Raw genomic sequence first — 26180 nt, 5'->3', positions numbered from 1 at the left:
GGTTAGGATGAGGGGGCTTTTCATATAAATCCTCTCCCACTTGCGGAACTATGTTCCTCATCCTTTAAAAGGAGAGGGAACTTCCTATATGAATTAAGTGTTGATTAAAAATCTACTTATGCAAGTAGTCTAATATTAAAAATTATTGCAATACCTCGTTAGAATTGGAAAAGGAGCCAGCAGAAGTGAATAGCATCCCGATAGTGGAACTGCATAGCTCCACAGAAAATAAAATTAAAACAACGCAAACCACTTGTCCATATTGCGGTGTCGGCTGCGGCGTTAGCGCAACAGTTGAACAGACAGCTTTAGGGCAAAAAGTGAGCGTGACTGGCGATGCGAACCATCCATCAAACTATGGCAAGCTGTGCATTAAAGGCAGTAACTTAGCCGATACGATTGGATTAGAAACACGTGTTTTACAGCCGATGCTTGGGCGTCAAACATCACCATTTCATACTCGTCAGGCTACAGATTGGAACACAGCAACAGCACTGATTGCCGAAAAATTTCAGCAATGTATAGATCTTTACGGACGTGAAAGCATCGCTTTTTATGTGTCGGGCCAACTGCTGACGGAGGATTACTATGCCGTTAACAAATTTGTCAAAGGCTATTTAGGTACTGCAAATATTGACACCAATTCACGGCTTTGCATGTCATCGGCTGTGGCGGCACATAAGCGTGCATTTGGTGAAGACCTTGTACCAGCAAGCTATGAAGACTTTGAGCATACAGATATGGTGGTGCTGGTCGGATCCAATACAGCATGGTGCCATCCCGTGCTGTATCAGCGCATTATGAAAGCCAAAGAAGAACGTGATTTGTTCGTGGTGGTCATTGATCCGCGCTTTACCAGTACCTGTGAGGCTGCAGATTTGCATTTACCAATTTTACCGGGGCAAGATGTCGCACTGTTCAACGGTTTGCTGCAGTATTTAGTACAAAATAATCATAGTGATGTAGATTTTATCACCAAACATACTCAAGGTTTGGCGCAAGCGCTGGAGCAAAGTAAAACAGAAGCTTCTATGACAGCAGTTGCTGAGCGTACAGGTATTTCTTTAGAAAAATTACAGCTATTTTTTGAAAAATTTGCGCAAACTGACAAAGTTATGTCGCTATTTTCGATGGGGGTTAATCAGTCTTCGCGCGGTGTAGACAAAGCCAACAGTATTATTAACTGCCATTTGCTGACTGGCAAAATCGGAAAATTAGGTGCAGCGCCTTTTTCTATGACAGGTCAGCCCAATGCAATGGGTGGCCGCGAGGTTGGCGGCTTAGCCAATATGCTGGCTGCGCACTTAGATGTCGATAACACAGCGCATCAGGCATTAGTACAAGAGTTTTGGCAAAGTCCATTTATTGCCAATAAAGCGGGATTAAAAGCGGTTGATCTGTTTCAGGCGGTTGAAAGCGGCAAAATAAAAGTCATCTGGATTATGGCTACTAATCCTGTAGTTAGCTTGCCAGATGCAGATCAAGTCAAACGTGCCTTAGAGCAATGCGAGTTTGTAGTGGTGTCGGATATTTGCAAAGACACAGACACAGCAATATATGCAGATGTGCTTTTACCTGCATTGGGCTGGGGTGAAAAAGACGGAACCGTTACCAATTCTGAACGCCGTATTTCACGTCAAACTGCTTTTTTAGATGCGCCGGGTGAAGCCAGAGCAGACTGGTGGTCTATTGCACAAGTTGCGAAAAAGATGGGTTATAGCGGTTTTGACTACAGCAGCAGCTATGACATATTTATTGAACATGCAAAATTATCTGCTTATCAAAATGCGCCTTTAGATCAACGTGATACCACTGAGTCTTTTCGCTACTTTAACTTGCAGGGTTTAAGTAAGTTATCTGCACAAGTTTATGCTGAATTAAAGCCCGTGCAATGGCCAGTTTGGCAGTTAGATCAGAGCGCTGATGCAGTCAGCCATTTGTTTGCAGCAGGCCAATTCAGCCATGCCGATGCCAAAGCTAAGTTTGTAGCAACAACCGCTATTGACCCTTTGAACAAGATTTGCGGCGAATATCCGCTGGTTTTAAATACTGGCCGTATCCGTGATCAATGGCACACCATGAGCCGTACGGGTTTATCTGCAAACTTGAGTACACATATCGCCGAACCATTTTGTGAAATACACCCGCAAGATGCACTGAAGTTTGGTGTTAAAGATGGTGAACTGGTTGAGGTGAAATCTAACTGGGGCTTATGTATTTTACGTGCACAGGTCAGCAGTAAAATTCGACGCGGTCAAATCTTTGCGCCAATTCATTGGAATGACCAAGTCGCATCGGATGCGCGTATAGGCAAAGTGGTGAATCCTGTGGTCGATTCACTATCTGGTGAGCCTGAATTTAAACATACGCCGGTATTTGTACAGCCGTTTTATACACAGTGGCAAGGTGTACTGTATGTACGTGACGGCTTTGAGCAAATGGTGCAAAACACCATTCAAAACACGGTGTGGTGGACCAAAATTAAAACAGCGAAAGCGACACGTTTTGAGTTGGCCGATCGTAAAAAATTTAGAAACACGGTTCAGCAGCTGAAAACATTACTGCCATTTACCGATGAAAGCTTTGAATGGCTGAATTTGGAAGATCAAACTGCCGATTTGAGTCATACCGTGGTGCTGCAAGATGGGCATTTAATCGCCAGTCTATATATTGCGCAACGCTCTATGCTGCCAGACCGTGATTGGATTGCTGGCATGTTTAAGCGTGAACGACTAAGCGCAATGCACCGCAAAGCGCTGCTTGCAGGTCAGCCGATTAACATGACCAACAGTGCAGGTCCGCTGGTGTGCAGCTGCTTTAAAGTCGGTAAAAATACCATTATCGAAACCATTAAAGAAAAGAATATTAGCCATGAAAAACAAGTTACTGCATGTTTAAAGGCTGGCGGCAATTGCGGTTCGTGCTTATCAGAAATTCGAGGCTTAATTAAAGCCTGTCAGACGGAGTACGCAGAATGATGAAGAAAATCACCAAATCAATAGGCTATCCAGAAACAGACTTGGTTATTTTGTCGGGCGGTCAGGCCCGCAGAATGAACGGCATGAATAAAGTGCTGCAAAAATTTGATAATGAAATTCAGCTGATTAAGATCCATCAGCAGTTGAAATCACGGGCTGAAAATGTCTGGATCAACAGCCATCGCGATCATTCGATTTATAAACGGCTCATTCCCTCGATCCGCTTTTATCAAGATGATGAAGCCGGATTTTTAGGGCCATTGATGGGGATGAAAAGCGCGTGGTCACATGTTGAGTCTGATTATGTTTTGTTTGTCCCGTGCGATGTGACCTATATCCCGAAGAAAGTGCTTTCGAGATTGCATCAGGCCATGCAGCGGGATCCCTTGTGTGAAGTAGCTGTAGTGGAAATTAATGGCAAAGCGCTGTATCCATTTTGTTTGCTGAAACGAAGCAGTCTCACAATGCTGCAGGTGCATCTTGATCAAAAACAGCGCAGTTTGAAGGGGTGTTTTAGTAAAATGCACATGCAAGTTGCACGTTTTCAAAATAATGCACTCTTTTTTCACAGCATTAACTCTCTAGATGAGCTGCAGCAGCACCGTCAGCTGAATTTTCTCTAAAAGCTGTACCTTTTGCGGAGCTTTCATTTCAAATAATGAGCCTAATGTGCTGTTTTTGAACCCAGAGAGAAAATCTACAGCCAATATGAAGCTTTTGAGCATGATATCTAGAGATAAAACAGACTGCTTTTATACCTTAAATAATGGGCTTAACGGCAATTTATATTTTTAATTGCTATTAGTTATTTATAAGTTATTGATTTTGTGTGTCAAAAAAACAAACCAAATCCTCTGAAATAAATATTCAAAAAAGCGCAAAGTTGGAACACTTATTGCAATTTTTACTGCAAGAAAAGAGGGCGCAAAATTTGTACTGAGCTAAGACAGGGCAAATGACAGCACCATGGAAGATAAACATGAACAGCATGACACAATTACAGCCAGCGACCATTTTTAAGGATCAGTTTGGCCGTGAAAAACGCAAATTGCGCATTTCAGTGACAGACCGCTGTAATTTTAAATGTGTCTATTGTATGCCTGAACATCCTGAATGGATGAAAAAACATAATCTTCTTAGTTTTGAATCACTTTACAATTTTTGTGAGTTTATGGTGCTGCGCGGGATTGATCAGATCCGGATCACGGGCGGCGAACCGCTCATGCGTCAAGGCGTTGTGCATTTTATTCAACAGCTGCAGCAGTTGAGAAAGCTAGGCCTTAAACGTATTTCCATGACAACCAATGGACATTATCTGAAGCAATATGCACAGGCCCTAAAACAAGCTGGCCTAGATGGCATAAATATCAGCTTGGACAGTTTGGATGAAGCGCAATTTTTCCAGCTGACACAAAAACAATTACAGCCTGTATTAGACGGGATTGAAGCTGCTCAGCAAGCGGGCTTTGAAATAAAAATCAATGCTGTGTTAATGAAAGGTCTAAATGAACAGCAAATCATTCCATTAGCAAAATGGGCGCTGCAAAAAGGTTTCGAACTACGGTTTATCGAGTTTATGCCGCTGGATGGCGATCAAAACTGGTCTAAAGCTGCGGTCGTTACCGAACAAAACATACTAGATAAACTAAAGACTGTTTTTGAAGTGCAAACACTGCACGGTCAAGGCACATCGCCAGCCAGATCATACTTAATCAACGGCTTGCCTATAGGCATTATTTCAACCATCAGCAATTCTTTTTGCGGCAGCTGCGACCGTTTGAGACTGAATGCGCAAGGCGAGTTTTTTAACTGCCTGTTTGCCCGAAAAGGTTTAAATCTCAGCCATGAAATTCAGCAGCTGAAAAGCAGTAAAACAACAGAGTTAATGCCGCTCGATGCAATGGCTTTGCAGCAAAAATTAGGCGGTTACATTTGGCAGAAGGAACAAGGCTTTCATGCCATAACTACCCAATCTAGCCCATCTAGAAAAATCAGCATGCATATGATTGGAGGTTAAAGATGACTCATATCACCATCAAAATAGAATCTTTTGGCGCTATTGAACGCCTGCTGCCAGCGAATTTAAGTCTGACTTGCTTGGCACAGCAGTCGATTGCAGAGGTTTTGCAGCAAGTTACAGATCAATTTCCGGAGTCGTTCAGCATGCTTGAATGCTGCGCCTGCGCTATGGGAGAAGACATTGTGCCAAGGCAAACCGCATTGATGCAGGACAGTACCGTTGTGCTGTTGTCACCTGTGGCGGGAGGCTGAATATGGAGCTCAAGCATATTTCACGCATACAAGATACGGTATTCAGCCAAGCTGATTTTGACAGCATTGAGGCATTTCCTGAATGTGGCGGTATAGGTGTATTTATTGGCGCGGTGCGTAATCACCATGAAGGCAAAGCGGTAAAAGCTTTGAAATATACCGCTTATGTGCCTGTGGCTGAAAAAATGATCCGTCAAATTGAGCAGGAAATTCAAGCCAAATACGGCGTGTCATATGTACGGGTTGTACACCGTATTGGCGCGCTGCAGGTCGGTGATACGGCCATTATCGCAATGGCCTATGCGCCGCACCGCCGTGAGGCTTTTGCAGCCTGTGAAGAAGCGGTTGAACGGGTTAAGCATGAAGTACCGGTGTGGAAAGAAGAGTTTTATATGGATGGCAGCAGTCAATATGTAGAGGGCTGCTGTATTCGTAAGGATCACGCGCCTGAAGTGGCAGATCACGAAACGAAGCATACACATATCCATGGCGAGTCATGTGAACATTCACACCAAAGCAGCCATCAGACTATGCATTTGAATGCCAATATTTATCAATGGCATCTATAAAACCTCAAATTTAATACTGCACATGCAAATGAATAAGATAAGGACAAAGCAATGAAAAATGTGGGCATGAAAGCGGAAAGTTACCGTACAGCCATTGCAACTGGAATACTGCATGCACCGCCACATTGCATTGAACTGCTGCGTAATGGCAATACAGAAAAAGGCGACGCGCTGAAAACCGCACGTATTGCAGGTATTTTGGGCGCAAAACGCACGGATGAACTCATTCCGCTGTGTCATCCGCTGCCGATCTACCGTGCAGATGTCGAATATGAATTATTTGAGGCGCATGTCGAAATCAGTGCTGTGGTCGAAACCATTGGCCCAACGGGTGTGGAAATGGAAGCATTAACTGCGGTCAGTCTTGCCGGTTTAACGCTGTATGACATGCTGAAACCGCACTGTGAGCCTGAAGATTTATGCCTAGATCAGGTGAAACTGCAAAAGAAAAAAGGGGGTAAATCACATTTTACCCGTGTATTGAAAGAAAGCTTATCGGCGTTGATTATTGTGCTTTCAGATACGGTTGCTGCCGGTAAAAAATCAGATACTGCAGGGCAAAATGTCCTCGAAATTTTAGAAGAAGCAAACTTCAGCAACATCAGCTATCAAGTGATACCGGACAGTCCTGAACAGCTTTTGGCTCTTATTGAACAGCATAAGACGCAATATCCGCTGATTTTGACCGTGGGCGGTACAGGTCTAGGCCAGAAAGATTTAACCGTTGAAACCATTCAGCCGCTGTTAAAACGGGAAATTCCAGGGCTGATGGAAGCATCCCGCAGTTTTGGGCAGAAACGCACCCCTTATGCGGCCCTCAGCCGCGGTGTTGCCGGCTATATTGATGACAGTTTAGTCATTACACTGCCGGGCAGCAGACAAGGCGCAAAAGAATCATTGATTGCCATTTTACCTGCCTTGGTGCATCTATTTGATGTGCAGAAGAATATTCCGCATGCAGGAGGCTACCAATGAACCAAGCCGTATTGCACGCAGGCTGCGGGGCCGAGGCTGGACTGATTTCAGTGGACGAAGCGCTTACGCTGATTCAGACACATACGCAAAGTTTAGCGCATGAAACTTTGGCGCTTCAGCACGCTTTAGGCCATTATTTGGCGGCAGATGTGCATTCACCAATTCAGCTGCCTTTATTTGCGCAAAGCGCAGTGGATGGCTATGCCATTTGCGCAGCGGGTGAAATTAAACCCGGCGCGCAATTTAAGCTGATTGGAGAAATCCGCGCAGGGCAAACGGCTGAAATAAGCTTAAAAGCAGGGCAAGCTGTCCGCATATTTACCGGCGCGCCGATACCTGAAGGCACGGCAACTGTAGCGCGGCAAGAAATTGTAAAGGCGGATAGACAGCAGATTGAACTGACTGCAGTCTTAAGCCCGCATGCAGATATTCGAGATGCAGGTGAGGAAATTTCATTTGGACAATGTTTAGCAGCGCGTGGTCAAAAGCTGACGGTTGGATCAATTGCAGCGCTCAGTATGGCTGGTATTTCACACTGCGAAGTTTTTGCCTATCCGAAAATTGCGGTCGTAATTACAGGTGATGAAGTTGCGCAAAATATAGAAGATTACCGTGCTGGTAAAATATTTGATGCCAATGCGCCGCTGATTTTAGTATGGTTTCAGTCGCAGCACGTCCAAGTTGAAGTGATTCATATTGCAGATGAAAAACAGGCGGTTTTAGATTTATTCAACCGTTTAAAAGACAGCTTTGATTTAATTTTAACGACTGGCGGCGTATCTGTCGGTGATTATGATTTTGTTCGGCCGGCAGCCTTGGACATCGGTTTTCAGCAAATTTTCTGGAAAGTGAAACAAAAACCCGGCAAACCGATGCTGTTTGCACAATATCGACGTCCTGACAGCAGTTCCTGTTATTTACTCGGACTGCCGGGCAACCCCGCTGCAGTCTATGTCGGCATGCAAATTTATACAGATAGATTATTGAAAGCCCTACAAGGTCAAACACCTGCGCTGGACTGGTTCAGCGCAGTCATGACACATGACCTAAAAGCAGATGCACGTGAGCGGTTTTTAAGAATGTCGGCGCACTTTGATAAGCAAGGCAAGCTTCAACTAACCAGCCTGTCTAAACAGCAGTCGCATATGTTGAGCAATTTAATGCAAGCCAATTGCATTGTTCGGATTCCTGCAGGGCAGTCTGTGCAAGCAGGACAAATTCTTCAAGGCGTATTTATTCAGCATTAGGAGTTTGCTATGCGATTCAAATTTATTTTAGCAGTAGGACTGAGCTTCATTGCTGGCGCATCTCAGGCGGAAACAGTCAAAATTTATGCTGCAGCCAGTTTAAGCAATGCTATCAGCGATATTGCAAAGCAATATCAGGCACAGAATCCAGACATCAAAATTGTACCGGTATTTGGCGCGTCATCTGCTTTAGCCAAACAGATTGAAGCCGGTGCGCCAAGTGATTTGTATTTTTCAGCAGATGTGGACTGGATGAATTATTTGGTGCAGAAGCAGAAAGTACCTGCAAAGCAAGTGTTCAATATGCTGAGCAATGATTTGGTGCTGATTACGCCTAAAGCGGTGAATATGCAATTTAGGGCCGTGCCGCAGTTTAATTTTTCCAAGGCATTTCAAGGTCACTTATGTACAGGTCAAATGGAGTCTGTACCTGCTGGAAAATATGCAAAACAAAGCCTAACCAAGTTGGGCTGGCTATCAAGTTTGAATGGAAGGATTGTCGGGACAGATGATGTACGTTCAGCACTGGCTTTTGTCGAACGCGGTGAGTGCCAAGCGGGGATTGTTTACCGTACCGATGCGATGATCAGTTCTAAAGTTAAAATAGCCGGGATTTTTCCAAATAATACTCATCAACCGATCATTTACCCATTGGCTTTAACACAGCAAGGCGCAGCTAAACCTGAGGCCGTGAAGTTTTACCGTTATCTTAAAGACCATGCGCAAAGCAAAATGCTGTTTAAGTATTATGGCTTTGGTGTGAAAGGCTAAAGCATGCTGAGCCTAGAAGAGTGGAGCGCATTGTATCTATCGGCTAAAGTTGCCGTTTGCGCCACTGTATTTTGCTTGCCATTTGCTATTGGGCTGGCTTGGGTGCTGGCGCGCTATGAGTTTCATTTGAAATTTTTAGTCGAAGCGCTGTTACAAATGCCGATGGTGCTGCCGCCGGTGGTTTTAGGTTATCTGCTATTGGTGCTGTTTGGTTCAAATGGCTGGATCGGCAAGCTGCTCAATGAATGGGGCATTCAACTGGCTTTTAATTGGAAAGGTGCCGTTTTAGCATCCATGATTGTGTCATTTCCGCTGATTGTGCAGCCGATCCGTTTGTCTTTTCAAATGATCAATCAGCAGCTGGAGCAGGTTGCAGGCTCCCTAGGCGCGCATCCGTTACGGGTATTTGCATCAATTAGCCTGCCGCTGGCATTGCCGGGCATTTTAATCGGGAGCATTTTAGGATTTAGCCGAAGTTTAGGCGAATTTGGCGCAACCATTACCTTTGTGGGTAATATTCCTGATGAAACCCGAACCATTCCAATTGCTATCTATTCGCTGATACAGCAGCCCAATGGCGAAGAATCCGCAATGCGTTTAGTGATCCTTTCACTGCTGGCGGCTTTTGGCGCATTGATTGCCAATTATTATATTTTACAGTTCTATCAGCGAAAACTCGGAGCCGGCCATGCTTCAGTGTGATTTTCAGTTTCAATATGCAGATTTTCAATTGCAGGCTCGGCTGCAGATGCAAGAACAGCTGCTTGGCATTATGGGGCCATCAGGCAGCGGCAAGTCTACGCTGCTGAAAAATTTGGTTGGTTTGCTGCAGCCGCAGCAAGGTTATATATCGCTGAATCAGCGTGATGTGTTCGATACGGCGCAGAAGATTAACGTGCCGATGCATCAACGCAGTATTGCGCTGATTTTTCAAAAATCATGGCTTTTTCCGCATATGAATGTGCAGCAAAATCTGCAATATGCGGAGAACTTAGGCGCTCAGGAAAATGCGAAATTTAAATTTGAGCAAGTGACTAATCTGCTTGAGTTACAGCCACTGCTCAAACGGCGGGCGCATGAACTTTCTGGCGGAGAAGCGCAGCGCGTTTCCATAGGACGCGCATTGCTGTCACAGCCTGACTTACTGCTGTTAGATGAACCGCTGACAGGACTGGACCGCAGGCTGAAAGATCAAATATTGCCATTTTTAAACACGGTGAAAGAACAGTTGGCGCTGCCGATGATATATGTTACGCATCATGGCGATGAATTAGATTATTTAAAAGCCCATGTTTTGCATCTAGAAAATGGTCAAATAAGTTTTTAAATAAATATAAATTATATAAGTAATAACAATAAATTAGATGAAAAAATGGCATTAAGTTGCATCTTAAAGTTTTGATTAGAACTATGAAAAACTCATTTTCTAGATTAAATTGTTACAAAACAAGGGAGAACACAGCGTTTTCCCTTTTTTATTCCTAATGATCTTGGAAATAATGATTTGTACGACTGACCGTGCAGACAGGGAATCTAATCGATGCATGATGATAGCTTAGCCACACATAATTCAACTGCAAAACTGGGTGCAGGGCTATCTAATCGGCATATTACAATGATCAGTATTGGTGGTGTAATTGGTGCTGGACTGTTTGTTGGATCATCTGCTGCGATTGCAAAAGCAGGGCCTGCCGCCGTTCTTGCTTATATTACTACCAGTATTTTGGTTTTTTTAATCATGCGAATGTTGGGAGAAATGGCTGTAGCTCAACCTGACACCGGCTCATTTTCAACCTATGCAAGAAAAGCCATTGGGCCTTGGGCGGGCTTTACCATCGGATGGTTATATTGGTGGTTTTGGGTTTTAGTTATTCCAATTGAAGCAATCGCTGGTGCAGAAATTCTGCATGCATGGTTTCCTTCAATATCAAGTGCTGTATTTGCGACATTCTTTATTGTGCTTCTCAGTTTAGCGAACTTTTTTAGTACTCGGAGTTTTGGTGAGTTTGAATTTTGGTTTTCTCTGATAAAAGTCTTGGCTATTGTAATTTTTATCGCCATTGGACTCACCGCCATATTTGGATTTTGGCCCTTAGCACCTGAAGTGAGTGGTGTAGAAAATCTATTCAAAAATGATGGATTTTTGCCAAATGGTCTGGGTGGCGTGCTTTCAGCAATATTGATTTCAGCATTCTCATTCTTTGGTGTAGAAATTTTATCGATCGCTGCAGCAGAATCAAAAGATCCTGAGCAAAAAATTAAACGCGCAACCAATTTAGTGTTGTATCGGGTTATCTTATTTTTTGTGGTTTCAATTTTTATAACGGTTGCATTGGTCGATTGGCGTTCACCGCAATTACAACAATTAGGCACCTTCCAATATGTCTTGGTCAGTTTAAATGTCCCTCAATCAAAATTGATTATTGATAGTGTGGTCTTTATTGCGGTTGCAAGTTGTATGAATGCCGCACTTTATAGTTCATCAAGGATGCTATTTTCATTGGGGACACGCAAAGAAGCACCTCAATGGGTCACATCAATTAATGCCTCTGGTGTGCCTGCAATTGCAGTATTGGCATCGTCTGTAGTGGGCTTAATTTGCTGTGCAGTCAATTATTTATTTCCAGGCCAAGTATTTGGATTTTTACTGTCTACAACAGGTTCAATTGCCTTATTGGTTTATTTAGTGATTGCATTTTCACAGCTTAAATTGAGAACACAAATCGAAAAAAATGGAACTGAGGTTGCGTTTAAAATGTGGCTATTTCCATGGCTGACATGGGCAGTCATTTTGGTGATCTTAAGTGTGCTGATCTATATGTTTTTATCTCCAGCCTACAGTTATGAAACTTCATTATCTTTAGGTGTTACGACATTGGTGGTGCTCTGCGGCTTAGTTGTGACAAGAAAAGCTAAGTTGAAGAATGATTCAGAACTAAATTAAAAAAGTTTCGCTGATAAAAATCGTAATCATGAACCAATGGATTGTCTTTAGAATGTGCCGTGTCAGGGGATTAAAGCGAATGCGTTACGTTATATCTCTATGGCAATCCATTTTTAAGACAAATTCAAAGATTCACTTGACCTTCGACCGACTCCAAGCTTTATAATCGTTAAAATTTTCTTGATTGATGCAATATGCGTTCTGCGACATGGATAACAGTCTTAGTTGGATTGTTCATGTTCCAAAGCCTTTGGAACGTGGCAGCCGCTTTCTGTGTGCATGAAGAGCAAACTCAAGTTGTTCAAAGCTATCATTTTGGTCATCATCAAAATACCTTATGCGTCAGCAGTGAAACCAATCCACAGCATTCGTTGCATCAAGCATCTGAATCCAGTAGCAAACCAGTCAAAAATACCGCTAACGATCTGCAACTCGGTGAAGATCATCAAGACCATTTACCGTCTATGACGCATTTGATTGTACAAAACCAACAATCGATTCTTTTTATTGCACATCAGAGCTTTGAATATTCGCCAAAATTTGTTTGGAAGAATCTTTATCAAGCCCCTGATTTATTACTGCAAACACCTCCTCCTGTTTATGCCCCGCTAATGGCGGGGTAGCCTAAAACATTCCCGCCACTTTTTTTAATAAATGAGTGGGAAAAATCATGTCTTTATATTTTATGGCGTTTATACGTCTAGGCTTAGCTGTCGGTATTTCGACGGCCTTACAAAGTACTTTTGCGGAAAATGTCAGTAGTTTTGAATCTGCATTTGCCAAAGTACAAAACTACCAAGCCCAAACAGATATTTGGCAACAACAACAGCAAATCTCAGATTTTAATGTGCGCCAAAGCAAGCTTTGGCAAAACCCAAGTCTATCGATTGAACAAAATGGTTTTGGTAAAAATCAAGATCAAGAGCTCAGTATCGGAATCAGCCAGCCAATGGATGTATTCGGTCAGCGTAAAATCAATCAAGCACTCGCGAGTACCTCTGCACAGCAAATACAGTTGCAACAGCAAATTTGGAATGCGCAAAGTCAGTTGATTGTGAAGTTTGCATGGTCACAGCTAGCCATCGCTCAAAATGAGCAATCGATTTACGCTACACAGCTCAAACTCAGTAAATCTAATTTGGACAGCGCGCAAAAACGCTATCAGGCAGGCAGTATTGCTTTGGTGGATGTAGAGCGCGCTCAAATTGAAGCTTTGGAAATACAGCGTCTATACCAACAGGCGCTTTTAAAACAGCAAACTGTGGCGCGTCAGCTTTCTAATTTATGGGGTGAAACTACGTCGCAAATTGCGTTGAATAACAGCGTTACGCCTTGGCCTGAACAGAGCCAAAGTTTAGTTGAGCGTAATTTATCGGAAGGTTGGCTACAAAAATTGTATGCCTTGAATGTTCAGCAGGCAAATCAGCAAATTGAACATTTAAAAGTACAGGCACGTCCAAACCCAACCCTAAATATGGGCATGTCACGTACCAAGTCTCCAACTGACGCCAATGATACGGCCTTGGTACTTGGTGTGGATATTCCGCTCAATATTTTTAACCGCCAGCAATATGCCATTCCAATGGCGCAAAAACAGCAAATTTTATTAAATCATCAGCAACAGCGCGAGTTAAAACAGCAAGTTTTGGACATTGCCAATAGCATTCACCAGCTTAAAGGTCTGCGTATGCAGTTTGATGCCACAGGCAATCAGATTGGTTTGGCTGAAAAGGTTCAAAACCGAACTTTGCAAGGTTTTCAGGCAGGTAAATTTGCTATTACAGACGTACAGCAAACCACAAAACAACTCCAAGACCTTCGACTTAGCCAAATGCAAATTTTGGCGCAGGCTTGGCAAAGCGCACTCAGTGCTGAAGCCTTAAGTATTGGAACCAGTTATGAAGAAATCAGCCGTTCAGATGCTTATAGCCAATTGAATAAAAAAGCCATTGAGGCATCCCAAAATCTCATCAACAGCGCATCAGCACAATAAGGCAGTTAATCACATGAAAATTAAACAAGATGGAAAAATTTCACAGCCTTTGATGATTGCAGTTTTGGTTGGCCTAACGCTGATGCTGTGTACTGCTATTTGGTTAAGTACAAATAAATCCGATGCGGATAAAACTGAGTCGGAAGGTGAAAATAGCGAAGCCAAAAAGAGTGATACTGAAGCAGAACATGCGGAAGAAGGTGAACTGCAACTCACCACTCAACAAATGGTGGAACAAGGAATTAAAATTGCGACTGTAGAAAATGGTCTGGTCGAAAATATTATTCAATTGCCGGGTAAATTGGCGGTCAATACAGATCAGCAGGCACATATTTCCCCAAACTTCAGCGGTCATGTCGAACAAGTCAGTGTAGCACTCGGTCAAACTGTACAAAAAGGTCAAACTTTAGCTGTGCTGTCAGTACCTGAATTGATTGATCAGCAAGCCAATTTACGTATGGCAGAAGCCAATTTAGATTTAGCCCGTCAAGATTATCAGCGTGAGCAAAAGCTATGGTCTCAAGGAATTTCTGCCAAACAGGACTTCCAGCGTGCTGAAAATGCCTATCGTCAGGCTCAAATTAGCGTACAGTCAGCACAATCGCGCTTACAAGCTTTGGGCGCGAATAGCGGTCAAAACGGACGATTTATTATTCGTGCGCCAATCGCTGGCGTGATTAGTCAAAAAGATATTGTGGTGGGTGAAAATGTACAATTGGCAGATCAATTGTTCACCATTGAACAGCTAAAAGATTTGTGGCTAGAATTTAACTTAACTCATCAATATTCCGCACAATTACAAACGGGTCAAAACGTCTCTTTCAAAATCAATGGCTCAGATCAGCTCTATAGCGCAGAGGTACAAAGCCTGACGTCAAAGGCAGATGTGCAAACGGGACGCTTGGTGGTACGTGCCAAATTAAAACAACAATCTGCTGAGCTTCGCCCGAATGTGATGGTCAACGTGCTATTGGCTGATTCAGGTACTAAAAAAGCATTACGGGTGCAAAAGTCCGCCGTGCAAAGTATTGAGGGTCAAGACAGTATTTTTATTGTTGAATCTGAGCTAAAAGGCCAAGTGCATTTAAAAGCACAAGCGCTAAAACTTGGACAAGCATCCAGTGATGGGCAATGGCTAGAAGTGATTTCGGGTCTTGAGGCAGGGCAAAAGTATATTTCCCAAGGCAGTTTTTTACTGAAATCTGAACTGGAAAAAGACGAGGCTGGCCATGAACACTAATTCAGAGAACCCGAACACAGATTTACCAAAGCCAGAAGGTCTATTCGAACGCATTATTCAGTTTTCAATTCAAAATGCAATTTGGGTGATGCTGTTTGTCTGCACATGGATTGCCGTCGGGATTTACAGTTATCAAAAACTGCCGATTGATGCAGTACCTGATATTACCAACACCCAAGTGCAAATTAATACGCAGGCCAATGGCTTTACAGCGTTAGAAGTTGAACAGCGGATTACTTATCCGATTGAAAATGCGATGGCAGGTATTCCAGATTTGGAGTTGACCCGTTCTATTTCCCGTTATGGCCTGTCACAAGTCACGATTGTCTTTAAAGACGGTACGGATATTTACTGGGCACGTCAGCAAATTAATCAGCGGGTACAGGAAGTTCAGTCGTCATTGCCAGCTCAGGTTTCTCCGACGATGTCGCCAGTTTCGACAGGTTTGGGCGAGATTTATCAATGGGTGCTGAAAGCAGAACCCAATGCAAAAAAAGCAGATGGTACGGCATATAGCGCGATGGATTTGCGTGAAATTCAGGACTGGATTGTGCGTCCGCAATTACAGCGTGTACAAGGTGTTGCCGAGGTCAACAGTATTGGTGGTTTTAATAAAACCTACGTGGTTTCACCTGATTTAAACCGCATGCAACAGCTGAACCTGTCATTAGAACAATTACAGCAAGCGCTTACAGAAAATAATGAAAACCGTGGTGCAGGATTTATTGAGGAAAATGGTCAGCAGTTAACAGTTCGAGTGCCGGGAACCTTAAACACCATTTCAGATATTGAAAACACCATGATTGACAGCCCAAATGGCAGTCCAATTCGGGTGGGTGATATTGCGCAAGTCTCCATTGGGCATGATTTGCGCACAGGTGGTGCAACCTATAACGGAGAAGAAACGGTTTTAGGTATTGCCATGATGGCTATGGGACAAAATAGCCGAACTGTCTCGAAAGCTGTAGATTCCAAAATTAAAGACATTCAAGCCAGCTTACCCAAAGGGGTAAAAATTGAAACAGTGTATGACCGTACCACATTGGTGGAGAAAGCGATTAAAACCGTTCAAAAGAACTTGGTTGAAGGCGCAATTCTAGTCATCATCATTTTATTTATCTTTTTAGGCAATATCCGTGCAGCACTCATTACGGCCTGTGTTATTCCGCTGTCAATGCTGTTTACCTTAACCGGCATGGCACAAAAGAATATCAGCGCGAACCTAATGAGCTTAGGCGCATTGGATTTCGGGATTATTGTTGATGGTGCAGTGGTGATTGTTGAAAACTGTATACGACGTTTAGCCCATGCACAGCAAATTTTGAAACGTCCATTAACGCAAAATGAACGCTTTAAAGAAGTCTTTTTGGCTGCACGTCAGGCGCGCCGTCCGCTGATATTCGGTCAGTTAATTATTTTAGTGGTTTATTTGCCAATTTTTGCTTTAAGTGGTGTAGAAGCAAAAATGTTCCATCCGATGGCATTAACTGTGGTATTGGCACTTGTGGCGGCGATCATTCTGTCTATTACATTTGTACCTGCTGCTGTAGCGCTTTGGGTGAAAGGTGAAATTAAAGAAACAGAAAGCCGTTGGATGAATTGGCTGAAAAAGCAGTATCTTCAAATTTTAAATAAAGCCTTTCATTACAAGGCTGTAGTGATGACTTTTGCACTGTGTTTACTGCTCATTACTGGGCTTTTAAGCACCAAAATTGGCAGTGAGTTTGCACCACAGCTGAGTGAGGGTGATTTTGCAGTTCAGTTGATGCGCTCACCAAGCACAGGCCTAGAAGAATCATTAAAAATGCAGGAGAACGCTGAGAAATTGCTGCTGAAAAAATTTCCAGAGATTCAGGCTGTATTTGCTCGTACAGGTACAGCAGAAGTGGCAACCGATGTAATGCCTCCGAACATTTCCGATGGTTATATCATGCTCAAACCACGTAATGAATGGCCAAACCCTAAAGAAAGTGTGGATGAACTGCGTGGCCGTATGGTGGCTTATGTGGCTACAATTCCAGGTAATAACAGTGAGTTTTCCCAACCTATTGAACTGCGCTTTAATGAGTTGATCTCAGGTGTGCGTAGTGATGTGGGCGTTAAAATATTTGGCGATGATATGCAAGTGCTTAACACAGAAGCCACTAAAATTGCCAAAATTATGCAGCAAGTTGCGGGGAGTAGCGCCGTAAAAGTTGAACAAACCTCAGGTTTGCCTTTATTAAATATTGAAATAGATAAGGCTTTGGCTGCGCAATATGGTTCAAGCGTTAAATCTATACAGGATACTGTGGCAGCCAGTGTCGGTGGACAAAGTGTAGGGGAGATTTTAGAAGGTGATCGCCGTTTTGATTTTGTTATTCGTTTAAATGATCAAGATCGTAATGTAAGTACAATTTCACAACTACCGTTAAAGTTGCCAAATGGTGGCAGTATTGTACTCTCAAATGTTGCCACAGTGTCTAATGTAGATGGGATCAATCAAGTCAGCCGTGAGAATGGTAAACGCCGTATTGTAGTGACTGCCAATGTTGAGGGCCGTGATTTAGGTTCTTTTGTGGCGGGTATGCAGACTCAGCTGAAACAATATGCATTACCAAGCGGTTATTGGATTGAATATGGCGGTCAATTTGAAAACCTTGCATCTGCCAAAGCAAGAATGCAAATTGTCATTCCTTTAGCACTACTGACCATCTTTATTTTATTAATGGCAGTATTTCATAATGTGAAAGAAAGTCTGCTGGTCTTTACTGGCGTACCCTTTGCCTTAACGGGCGGTGTATTGTTTCTTTGGTTAAGAGATATTCCGCTTTCGATGTCTGCAGGGATTGGATTTATTGCACTCTCAGGTGTTGCTGTGCTGAATGGCCTGGTCATGCTGACCTTCATTAAAGAACTGGGGGACAAGTATCCATTGCATGAAGCCGTATGGCAGGGCGCTGTACTTCGATTACGCCCAGTACTCATGACTGCCTGTGTTGCCTCTTTAGGTTTTGTACCAATGGCTTTGGCAACAGGTACAGGTGCGGAAGTGCAACGGCCTTTAGCCACGGTTGTGATCGGCGGTATTCTTTCTTCCACCTTGCTGACCTTGGTGCTATTGCCAGTGCTTTACCGCTGGCTTAATACAGCTCGATCTCAATAATCTAGACTAAGCAATTTTGATTAAAACGATATTGCATTAACCCATACGGTTCATTCATTAGACAGAATGGATCGTATGGACTTACGATTTATCAATATTTAAACACAGCTAAAATCAGCAAATCAGTATAAGCCGATATTCACCTACATTTTCTACAGGTGCGCGGTGTACACAAGGCAAAACTTGCTGTGTAGGATGATCCACCGCTAAACGCCAAAGATGACCATTGCCTAGATTTACAGGCACAGCATTTTCTTTGAGCTGATAATGTAAATCAAAAAAATATTCCGCTAAAAAATCATCAAATTCTGAGGTAGGGCCATCGTACAAATCTTTAAGTTGTTCTCGTATTTTAGGAATTAAGATTCTTTGTGTCACTTGATCATTTGGCACAATATCACTGGAAGCACCATAATATGTACATAAAAAGGTATCGGTAGCGATAGGTGATCGATCGACATGAAAGGAATAAACATCGGTTGAGATGAAATCGAATTCATCATCTCGTTCATAACATTTGAGCAAGTTCAACGAAGGTGATGCACCAAATTCTGTTAATTGTTGCAGATCATTTAAAATAACTTCTCTGGCTAAATGGCCTTGCGATGAAAGTGTTAACTTCATCAGATCATCTATAGAAATTTCGGTTATATTTTCAATCAGTTCGAGTTTTTCGACTATTTCTTTAAAGTCGCCTTGTATGCTGCGTTGCCAGCAAAGCGCATTCATTTGACCTTCGAAATGACTATGAATCAATTCAGAAAATGTAGTGACTACACCAATTTGAGGATGCTGGGAAAAAGTATTGCTCATAATAGGGATCGAATTAAATCTGAGGCGAAGATACTGCGTACAAGGAAGTGCTAGAAGGATTAAGCAGTTTCATTTTATCTTAAAACACAAACTGCTATACAAGATTATTTGAGCGTAGGTATTAATCGTTACGCTTTCTGTTTGGCTTTTTGGCGTAAGACATACAAATATAAGCTTTCTACTTTTTCATGTGCCCAAGGTGTAGTACGTAAGAATCGTAGTGATGATTTAACGCTTGGATCTATGCAAAAACATCTAATTTCAATTTTGCGGCTTAAGCCTTCAAAACCACCGTAGTAATCCAATAATTCATCCAAGATGTCAGCAAGTTTTTTGCCGTGTAAAGGGTCATTGGAGGTGCTCATATTAGATCAATCATATTTTGGGAGACCATTATTATAACCTGAGCGAGTTGAAAAAATGATAGGGTTTGAATTTAAACATCAGGAACGTCAGATTCGCCAATTGATAAGATTCTGATTTCGGCATAACGTATATTATGTTCATTAGCGTACTCGGCATCGTGAATGATAATTTTACAGATTCACGATGTCGAGCTGTGGCAACGGATGCGTTGTGTAGGCCACAGTCTTGGATATGCTATTTAACATAATATATATTATACGAAATGCTTCAACTTTATTTACAAAGATGATAATTCACGGCTCTTGCACATCAACTGTATTCAAATTGCTATGTTCCTAAGCTACGCTAAAAATAAATTTGTTCTGGCACAATCCTTAAACAAAAAAAGCCATAACAACGATTGCTATGGCTAAATCACATGTATTTCTATAGTTGAAATTCTGAATTTTAAATCAATCAATTGTTTTACTGATTGTTGATTTAGGAAGATTTGATTTCCTCACTACTAAATACTTTAGTCTTTTGCTCTATTTGATCTGGCTTTAAAAATGATGATGCAATAATCGCAATCACAGCAAAGCCTGAAATATAGGCAATAATTAAATTAGGGCTTCCATCACCAATACTTAGCAATTTCGTCGCGATTAATGGTGCTAAACCGCCACCTAGCACGCCTGCAAATTGAACTGAGATTGAAATACCGCTATAGCGTATTTCTGCTGGAAATTGGCGTGAAAATAACTGTGACTGCGGCGCATACATCAAAGGAAAAACCACGCCAATACCAATCACAATGGCCGTCCAAACCAATACAGGATCCTTGGTATTTAACATCGCAAAAAATGGATAGCTGTATATAGCCAATACGCATAAACCAAATCTAAACATGTTTTTTTGCCCAACTTTATCAGACAAATGTCCAAAAATTGGCGTAATAACCATGATGACTGCAGCACCACAAATCGTTGCAAACAAGATATCTTGTCGAGGAATATTTAGCTGTGTGGTTGTATAAGCTAAAGCAAATGTCGATGCCAAATAGAACCAAGCATTTTCAGCAGCACGAGATAAAATAATCGTAATCAACTGCTTAGGATGATTTTTAAACACTTGTTTTGCTGGAACTTTAATTGTTTCGGTTTGAGCTTTAACTTTTTCAAAGTCTGGAGACTCAGGCACCTTTACGCGAATATACCAACCTACAGCCAGTAAAATAATGCTGGCTAAAAATGGTAGACGCCAACCCCAGCTAAAAAGTGCTTCTTCAGGCAACATTGAGACTAGACCTAAAGCCACCGAAGCGAGCAATAAACCACCACCTGTACTGGCTTGCGGTAAACTTCCCCAAAAGCCTTTTTTACCCGCTGGCGCATGCTCTACCGCCATGAGGACTGCTCCGCCCCATTCTCCACCCATGGCCATGCCCTGTATAAATCTTAAAATAATTAAACAGACCGTTGCCCAATAACCAATGGTTTCAAATGTCGGTAACAACCCAATCATCACCGTTGGAATACCCATCAACATTAATGTGACCAATAACATTGATTTACGACCAATTTTATCGCCAAAATGGCCAAAAACAATTCCACCAAGTGGTCGACCAATAAAGCCTACAGCATAGGTAGCAAATGCTGCCAATACGCCCGTTAAGGGATCAAGATTTGGGAAAAAAAGTCGATTGAAAATGAGTGCTGCGGCAGCACCATAGATAAAAAAGTCATACCATTCGATGGTTGTACCCACCATGCTGGAAATACCCGCTAAACGATGCGAGGACTTAGCAGGTGGAGCTGTGTTTCCCTGTACATTTTGCATTGTAATCTTCCTTATTCTGCAAGATATTTCTATATTGCATTTTCACGATGCTTGATTTGTATGATGATTTTCTTCTTGAAAATCAATATTTTTCAGATCTTATATATGTTTAATTTATGATGAGTCACTTGTTCATATCGAATAAGAAATTAAGTATGAATATTGACCAATGGTTTGAACCGTTAAAGTTTTTTAAATCACTGATTAAATAGATATTTCCTCCATTATTTTGTCTAAAGTCGGACTAGATTGTTGCCACTTTGGCTGCTTGTCTTTATCCACAATTAATGCGCGAACACCTTCGACAATATCGCCATGTTGAAACCAAACATCTTGCAAATGTCGTTCAATTTGCATGCATTGGTTTAGTGAAAGACTTCGACCTAAATGTTGGAGTTGCAAACTGATCCTTTTCGCGATTGGAGATCGTTGTTCCAAGGTATTGCGTATTTTTAACGCCCACGCTTGAGCATCATTATGCTGTTCATTTTCAAGACTATTTTCAATGGCATCAATGCTCTCAAAACCAAAATGCTTACGAATTAAATCTGCATTTTGACTGAGTTCACTTTCCGCTGGTCGAGTAATATATTTCGCAATCAATTGTTCAATATTTTCTTTGCTGAGATGCTTGGAATTTCTTAAATCTTCTTCTAATTGAACAAGTTGCTCACTCGGAACATGGTAGTCAATCAAATCTAGATACAACGCATCGCTAGCACTGATTTGATCGCCCGTAGTTGCCATGTACACACCAATATCATCTAAACGTGATAAAAAGTGTGTCGCAGCCACATCTGGGAAAAATCCAATGGCAGTTTCAGGCATGGCAAATCTAGACTTTTCGCTGCTGACAAGCACATGACATGCTTGGGCTAAGCCAAATCCACCGCCAAGTACATAGCCATCGAGTATGACAATAATGGGTTTTTCATACGAACGAATGGTGTTCAGCATTTCATACTCAGCTTGAAAATAAGCTTGATGATCATCTCTACCATTCATATAACTATCATAGAGATAGCGAATATCTCCACCTGCACAAAATGCTTTGGGACTATTTGAGCGAATAAGTACGGCATGAATATTGGTTTGATCAGCCCATAGTGCTAATTGCTGTTGAATCCCTTGGATCATATTCAAAGACAAGGCATTTAAACTTGCCACGCGATCTAAACTGATTTGGCCTAAATGTCCATGTTCTTCAATCATTAAGTTATTTGTACTCATATCCATATCATCCTTTTTTATTTTTAATTGTGTTTAAAATTGGCTTGGCGCTTTTCAACAAATGCTTGCATGCCTTCTTTTTGGTCTTGAGTTGCAAAAATCGAATGGAATGTTCTGCGTTCAAAACGCAAACCTTCTTGCAAACTGACTTCAAATGCACGGTTAATTGACTCTTTGATCATCATGGTTGCCACCACAGATTTTTCCGCTATTTTTTCAGCAGCTTTTAAGGTCTTTTCGACCAACTCCTCTTTAGGAAAGACCTGAGCAACTAAACCACTCTGCTCTGCTTCTGCTGCGCCCATTTGTCTCGCAGTCAGACACATTTCCATGGCTTTGGCCTTACCAATAGCAAGCGTTAAACGCTGTGTCCCACCTATCCCTGGGATTACTCCCAATGTCACTTCTGGTAAACCAAATTTTGCATTGTCGGCACAGTAAATAAAGTCACACATGAGCGCTAACTCACAGCCTCCACCTAACGCATAACCACTGACAGCTGCGATTAAAGGTTTACGGCGCTGTGCAATTCGATCTGCCAGATGAAAAAAATCATCCAAATAAATATTCGGAAAACTCAGTTCAGCCATTTCTTTAATATCTGCACCAGCGGCAAAGGCTTTTTCTGAACCTGTAATAACCATACAGCCAATGGAAGAATCTCTGTCTAAATCATCTAAGGCCAAATTAAGGTCTTGAATTAATGTGCTATTTAATGCATTTAAGGCCTGAGGACGATTTAAAGTAATAAGTCCAACACCATTGTTCTTTTCAAGCAGAATCGTTTCAAATTGCATGTAATATCCCTATATATGTTCAATATTTATAAGTAGGCTTCATATCTGACGCCTTTCCATTTAAATGTCTTAATAACAACGTTATAAGCTGCGGGCAATTACTAAACGTTGGATATCACTCGTACCTTCATAGATTTGGCAAATACGTGCATCACGATAAATACGCTCTATCGGGAAATCTTTGAGATAGCCATAACCACCAAAGACTTGTAATGCTGCGGAGCAAACACGCTCAGCCATTTCAGATGAAAAAAGTTTGGCCATAGACGCTTCATTTAAGCAAGGTTGCCCTGCTTCTTTTAAACGTGCCGCGTGATAGACCAATTGGCGTGCGGCCTCTATTTCTGTTGCCATACTTGCCAATCGGAACGCAACTGCCTGATGTTCAAAGATCGGCTTTCCAAAAGTAATACGCTCTTTGGCATATCGGGTTGCTTCTTCTAATGCTGCTCGTGCAAGACCAACCGCTTGCGCCGCTATACCAATACGACCGCCTTCTAGATTTGATAAGGCGATTTTCAAACCTTCACCTTCTTTTCCTAACATCAAGCTTTCATGCACACGAACATCTGTTAGTGCAATTTGACAGGTATCTGAGGCATGTAATCCAAGCTTTTCTTCAGTACGAATCACTTCATAGCCGAGTGTTTCTCTTGGGACAATAAAAGCACTCAGGCCTTTTTTCCCTGCACTTGGGTCAGTCACAGCAAAGACAATAATGACCCCTGCATTATATCCCGAGGTAATAAACTGCTTAGCACCATTAATCACCCATTCATTGCCATCTTTTACTGCACGAGTTTTAATGGCAGCAGCATCTGAACCTGTATGCGGCTCAGTTAATGCAAATGCACCGATCATTTTGCCTTGTGCTAAAGGCACTAAATATTTCTGCTTTTGTTCTTCTGTGCCAAATTTAGCAATAGGAACACAGCCTACCGAGTTATGTACACTCATAATGGTTGAGGTTGCCCCATCGGCCGCGGCAATCTCTTCTAAAGCCATAACATAGGCAAGATTACCTGTATCTGAACCACCCCATTCATCTGATACCAACATACCCAATAAACCCAGTTCTCCCATCTGCGCTAAAGCCGCTTTGGGAAAGGTACCGTGTTTATCCCATTCGGCCGCTTGAGGTTTAATTTGTTCCTGTGCGAAACTGCGTGCCATGTCCTGAATTAATAATTGTTCTTCGGTAAATTGCATCTTATCTTCCTGTACATCAATCAATTGCTTTCATCCAGTTTGAAAATGACTAAAACTGAATGAAAGCTTGATTTTGATCCTGATTGTTCGGCATTCATTTAGGGTTAATCGTTGCGTCATTTAACTTGCATGCTGCGTAGATTGTTTTGCAATCTCTTGATTTCTTAATAAGAAACGCTGAATTTTTCCACTTGGAGTCTTCGGCAGTTCTTGAACAAACTCCACCAATCGTGGATAAGCATGTGCAGATAAGCGCTTTTTCACAAATTGCCCTAGTTGCTCTGCTAACTCTTCTGACGCTGTGACATGCTCAGCTAAAATCACAAAAGCTTTTACAATTTCTGTCCGATCCGGATCAGGTACACCAATGACCGCAGCTTCAATCACTGCATCATGCTCAAGTAAAGCGCTTTCAACATCGAATGGCCCGATACGATAACCTGATGTTGTAATCACATCATCATTACGACCAACGAAGCTCATACTGCCATCTGCGTGTAATTCTGCGGTATCACCCGTGAGGTAATAATGCTTTACAAAGGGTGACTTACGACTTTCTTTATAGCCACCAAACCACATCATCGGTGATTGACTGATATCGACAGCCAGTACTCCTGGCGTTCCTGCAGCTAGCTCTTGCCCTTGTTCATCAACAACCGCCACGCGATATCCCGGACTGGCATAACCTGCGACACCTGCGCGAATATCATGTTGTAAACCATGGTGATTACACACCACCATACCAACTTCAGTCTGACCATAATGGTCAAAGATCGGTGCATCGAGGACTTGTTTAAACCAACGGAACACTTCAGGGTTAAGCGGCTCTCCAGCACTACTCACGACTCTAAATTTCCCTTTGAGTTTTGCCATTTGTTCAGGATCAGCCGCCATCATCATTCGATACGCTGTCGGTGCGCCTGCAAGGTTCGTCACTTTGTAGTCATCTACGATCTGACACAAACTATCAATGCTAAAACCACCTTCGTAAAAGAGTGTTGCATGTCCAAGTAAAAGTGGCCCAGTAATTCCGTAATACAAACCATAAGCCCAACCCGGATCGGCAATATTCCAAAACGAATCATCTTCACGTAGCCCTACCGCATTTTTCATATATTGACCAAAAGCGATCAAAGCTTTAAGCGGGACTTCTAAGGGCTTTGCAGGACCTGTAGTACCTGAAGTAAACATCAAAAGAAATGGATCATTGATGCTCTGTAGGACAATTTCACAATCTGTAGACTGTGCGTTTACTTCATCCCAAAAGTTTAAATCTCCCTGTTGTATCCCTTGACCCGCTGGATCTGCAACAGTAACGATTTGAGGACAATGTGCAACTTCATCTAATTTACTGCGATTACCAACATCGCTAATCACCAATTTGCTTTGTGCAAGGTGTAAACGATGTTCAATGGCTTTGGGGCCAAAGGCGGTAAATAGCGGTTGATATACAGCACCTATTCGCCAAGCCCCTAAAATCACCACAAGTAATTCAACTGTACGGGGTAATAAACCCGATACACGATCACCTTTTTGCACACCCTGTGACTTTAAAAAATTGGCAAATTGGCTTGACCACTGTTGCAGCTCTGCAAAGGTATATTGTTCTTTCCGCCCATCTTTGCCTTGCCAATACAGTGCAACCTTATCTTGATCAATCGCATGACGGTCGCAGCATTCATAACATGCATTTAATTGCTCTAAAGAGCCTGATAACATTTCTTTGGCAGCATGATTTAAGTCAAATGCCTTTGCAACATCTTGATAATTCGACATCTTCTCTACCTCAGTCTCAATTTATTGTTATTCCGACA

General features: G+C 42.2%; 22 protein-coding genes. 15 read left to right on the top strand and 7 right to left on the bottom strand.

Annotation, left to right across the window (positions count from 1 at the left end):
* Positions 1 to 185: 185 nt before the first annotated feature.
* The 15 genes from FTU22_RS08475 (at position 186) to FTU22_RS08405 (ending at position 18133) form a co-directional block, all read left to right on the top strand.
* The gene (locus FTU22_RS08475; RefSeq protein WP_180093931.1) at positions 186 to 2978 is read left to right on the top strand and encodes a nitrate reductase; all 2793 of its coding nucleotides are present in this window, start codon (positions 186 to 188) and stop codon (positions 2976 to 2978) included.
* A complete protein-coding gene (locus FTU22_RS08470) occupies positions 2978 to 3601 on the top strand; it encodes a molybdenum cofactor guanylyltransferase (RefSeq protein ID WP_372491151.1) in 624 nt (207 codons plus the stop codon). Before FTU22_RS08475 ends, FTU22_RS08470 begins: the two co-directional genes overlap by 1 nt.
* 356 nt (positions 3602 to 3957) lie before the next feature.
* A complete protein-coding gene (gene moaA, locus FTU22_RS08465) occupies positions 3958 to 4995 on the top strand; it encodes a GTP 3',8-cyclase MoaA (protein ID WP_180093927.1) in 1038 nt (345 codons plus the stop codon).
* 2 nt (positions 4996 to 4997) lie between these two features.
* On the top strand, positions 4998 to 5249 hold the full coding sequence (locus FTU22_RS08460) for a MoaD/ThiS family protein (protein ID WP_180093925.1): 252 nt from the start codon (positions 4998 to 5000) through the stop codon (positions 5247 to 5249).
* 2 nt (positions 5250 to 5251) lie between these two features.
* A complete protein-coding gene (locus FTU22_RS08455) occupies positions 5252 to 5818 on the top strand; it encodes a molybdenum cofactor biosynthesis protein MoaE (protein ID WP_180093923.1) in 567 nt (188 codons plus the stop codon).
* Between the two features lie 51 nt (positions 5819 to 5869).
* Positions 5870 to 6793, top strand: a complete 924-nt coding sequence (moaCB, locus tag FTU22_RS08450; protein ID WP_180093921.1) for a bifunctional molybdenum cofactor biosynthesis protein MoaC/MoaB — start codon at positions 5870 to 5872, stop codon at positions 6791 to 6793.
* Positions 6790 to 8040 (top strand): molybdopterin molybdotransferase MoeA, encoded by a 1251-nt coding sequence (locus tag FTU22_RS08445; RefSeq protein ID WP_180093919.1) that lies wholly within the window; start codon positions 6790 to 6792, stop codon positions 8038 to 8040. Before moaCB ends, FTU22_RS08445 begins: the two co-directional genes overlap by 4 nt.
* 9 nt (positions 8041 to 8049) lie before the next feature.
* On the top strand, positions 8050 to 8811 hold the full coding sequence (gene modA, locus FTU22_RS08440; RefSeq protein ID WP_180093917.1) for a molybdate ABC transporter substrate-binding protein: 762 nt from the start codon (positions 8050 to 8052) through the stop codon (positions 8809 to 8811).
* Positions 8812 to 8814: 3 nt separating this feature from the next.
* Positions 8815 to 9513: a molybdate ABC transporter permease subunit gene (gene modB / locus FTU22_RS08435; RefSeq protein ID WP_180093915.1), complete on the top strand. Its 699-nt coding sequence runs from the start codon at positions 8815 to 8817 to the stop codon at positions 9511 to 9513.
* Positions 9500 to 10138, top strand: a complete 639-nt coding sequence (locus FTU22_RS08430; RefSeq protein WP_180064078.1) for an ATP-binding cassette domain-containing protein — start codon at positions 9500 to 9502, stop codon at positions 10136 to 10138. Before modB ends, FTU22_RS08430 begins: the two co-directional genes overlap by 14 nt.
* A 213-nt stretch (positions 10139 to 10351) precedes the next feature.
* The gene (locus tag FTU22_RS08425) at positions 10352 to 11755 is read left to right on the top strand and encodes an amino acid permease (protein ID WP_180079118.1); all 1404 of its coding nucleotides are present in this window, start codon (positions 10352 to 10354) and stop codon (positions 11753 to 11755) included.
* Between the two features lie 194 nt (positions 11756 to 11949).
* Positions 11950 to 12378, top strand: coding sequence for a cation efflux protein, CzcI-like (locus FTU22_RS08420; protein ID WP_218945786.1), 429 nt, complete (start codon positions 11950 to 11952; stop codon positions 12376 to 12378).
* A gap of 47 nt (positions 12379 to 12425) precedes the next feature.
* Positions 12426 to 13748, top strand: a complete 1323-nt coding sequence (locus tag FTU22_RS08415) for a TolC family protein (RefSeq protein ID WP_180054728.1) — start codon at positions 12426 to 12428, stop codon at positions 13746 to 13748.
* A gap of 13 nt (positions 13749 to 13761) precedes the next feature.
* Positions 13762 to 14988 (top strand): efflux RND transporter periplasmic adaptor subunit, encoded by a 1227-nt coding sequence (locus FTU22_RS08410; RefSeq protein ID WP_180054725.1) that lies wholly within the window; start codon positions 13762 to 13764, stop codon positions 14986 to 14988.
* Positions 14978 to 18133, top strand: coding sequence for an efflux RND transporter permease subunit (locus FTU22_RS08405; protein WP_180093913.1), 3156 nt, complete (start codon positions 14978 to 14980; stop codon positions 18131 to 18133). The genes FTU22_RS08410 and FTU22_RS08405 overlap by 11 nt, the downstream gene beginning before the upstream one ends.
* Before the next feature lie 114 nt (positions 18134 to 18247).
* Here the strand turns inward: FTU22_RS08405 and FTU22_RS08400 are convergent, their stop codons facing one another.
* The 7 genes from FTU22_RS08400 to FTU22_RS08370 form a co-directional block, all read right to left on the bottom strand.
* Entirely contained in the window at positions 18248 to 18946 is a 699-nt protein-coding gene (locus tag FTU22_RS08400; RefSeq protein ID WP_180004439.1) for a DUF1826 domain-containing protein, read from the bottom strand.
* Positions 18947 to 19074: 128 nt separating this feature from the next.
* Positions 19075 to 19311: a VF530 family DNA-binding protein gene (locus tag FTU22_RS08395; RefSeq protein WP_168377462.1), complete on the bottom strand. Its 237-nt coding sequence runs from the start codon at positions 19309 to 19311 to the stop codon at positions 19075 to 19077.
* A gap of 481 nt (positions 19312 to 19792) precedes the next feature.
* Positions 19793 to 21130, bottom strand: coding sequence for an MFS transporter (locus FTU22_RS08390; protein WP_180093911.1), 1338 nt, complete (start codon positions 21128 to 21130; stop codon positions 19793 to 19795).
* A 204-nt stretch (positions 21131 to 21334) separates the two neighbouring features.
* Complete coding sequence (locus FTU22_RS08385; protein ID WP_257225901.1) at positions 21335 to 22366, bottom strand: enoyl-CoA hydratase/isomerase family protein; 1032 nt, start codon at positions 22364 to 22366, stop codon at positions 21335 to 21337.
* A gap of 17 nt (positions 22367 to 22383) precedes the next feature.
* On the bottom strand, positions 22384 to 23157 hold the full coding sequence (locus FTU22_RS08380) for an enoyl-CoA hydratase (RefSeq protein WP_180093907.1): 774 nt from the start codon (positions 23155 to 23157) through the stop codon (positions 22384 to 22386).
* An 81-nt stretch (positions 23158 to 23238) separates the two neighbouring features.
* Positions 23239 to 24366 (bottom strand): acyl-CoA dehydrogenase family protein, encoded by a 1128-nt coding sequence (locus tag FTU22_RS08375; RefSeq protein WP_180093905.1) that lies wholly within the window; start codon positions 24364 to 24366, stop codon positions 23239 to 23241.
* 120 nt (positions 24367 to 24486) lie between these two features.
* Complete coding sequence (locus FTU22_RS08370; protein ID WP_078193325.1) at positions 24487 to 26142, bottom strand: AMP-binding protein; 1656 nt, start codon at positions 26140 to 26142, stop codon at positions 24487 to 24489.
* Positions 26143 to 26180: the final 38 nt, after the last annotated feature.

This window comes from Acinetobacter sp. YH12076 (assembly GCF_013419525.1).
GTDB lineage: Bacteria > Pseudomonadota > Gammaproteobacteria > Pseudomonadales > Moraxellaceae > Acinetobacter > Acinetobacter amyesii.
The sequence above is the reverse complement of the archived record's forward strand: the minus strand, read 5'-3'. Positions and strand labels throughout refer to the sequence as shown.

Coding starts and splice junctions, on each gene's coding strand:
- FTU22_RS08445 (WP_180093919.1), top strand. CDS start 6,790: ATGAACCAAGCCGTATTGCACGCAGGCTGCGGGGCCGAGGCTGGACTG.
- FTU22_RS08430 (WP_180064078.1), top strand. CDS start 9,500: ATGCTTCAGTGTGATTTTCAGTTTCAATATGCAGATTTTCAATTGCAG.
- FTU22_RS08370 (WP_078193325.1), bottom strand. CDS start 26,142: ATGTCGAATTATCAAGATGTTGCAAAGGCATTTGACTTAAATCATGCT.
- FTU22_RS08395 (WP_168377462.1), bottom strand. CDS start 19,311: ATGAGCACCTCCAATGACCCTTTACACGGCAAAAAACTTGCTGACATC.
- FTU22_RS08410 (WP_180054725.1), top strand. CDS start 13,762: ATGAAAATTAAACAAGATGGAAAAATTTCACAGCCTTTGATGATTGCA.
- FTU22_RS08405 (WP_180093913.1), top strand. CDS start 14,978: ATGAACACTAATTCAGAGAACCCGAACACAGATTTACCAAAGCCAGAA.
- FTU22_RS08425 (WP_180079118.1), top strand. CDS start 10,352: ATGCATGATGATAGCTTAGCCACACATAATTCAACTGCAAAACTGGGT.
- FTU22_RS08415 (WP_180054728.1), top strand. CDS start 12,426: ATGTCTTTATATTTTATGGCGTTTATACGTCTAGGCTTAGCTGTCGGT.
- FTU22_RS08460 (WP_180093925.1), top strand. CDS start 4,998: ATGACTCATATCACCATCAAAATAGAATCTTTTGGCGCTATTGAACGC.
- FTU22_RS08385 (WP_257225901.1), bottom strand. CDS start 22,366: ATGGATATGAGTACAAATAACTTAATGATTGAAGAACATGGACATTTA.
- FTU22_RS08420 (WP_218945786.1), top strand. CDS start 11,950: ATGCGTTCTGCGACATGGATAACAGTCTTAGTTGGATTGTTCATGTTC.
- FTU22_RS08375 (WP_180093905.1), bottom strand. CDS start 24,366: ATGCAATTTACCGAAGAACAATTATTAATTCAGGACATGGCACGCAGT.
- modA (WP_180093917.1), top strand. CDS start 8,050: ATGCGATTCAAATTTATTTTAGCAGTAGGACTGAGCTTCATTGCTGGC.
- FTU22_RS08455 (WP_180093923.1), top strand. CDS start 5,252: ATGGAGCTCAAGCATATTTCACGCATACAAGATACGGTATTCAGCCAA.
- modB (WP_180093915.1), top strand. CDS start 8,815: ATGCTGAGCCTAGAAGAGTGGAGCGCATTGTATCTATCGGCTAAAGTT.
- FTU22_RS08400 (WP_180004439.1), bottom strand. CDS start 18,946: ATGAGCAATACTTTTTCCCAGCATCCTCAAATTGGTGTAGTCACTACA.
- FTU22_RS08390 (WP_180093911.1), bottom strand. CDS start 21,130: ATGCAAAATGTACAGGGAAACACAGCTCCACCTGCTAAGTCCTCGCAT.
- FTU22_RS08470 (WP_372491151.1), top strand. CDS start 2,978: ATGAAGAAAATCACCAAATCAATAGGCTATCCAGAAACAGACTTGGTT.
- moaCB (WP_180093921.1), top strand. CDS start 5,870: ATGAAAAATGTGGGCATGAAAGCGGAAAGTTACCGTACAGCCATTGCA.
- moaA (WP_180093927.1), top strand. CDS start 3,958: ATGAACAGCATGACACAATTACAGCCAGCGACCATTTTTAAGGATCAG.
- FTU22_RS08380 (WP_180093907.1), bottom strand. CDS start 23,157: ATGCAATTTGAAACGATTCTGCTTGAAAAGAACAATGGTGTTGGACTT.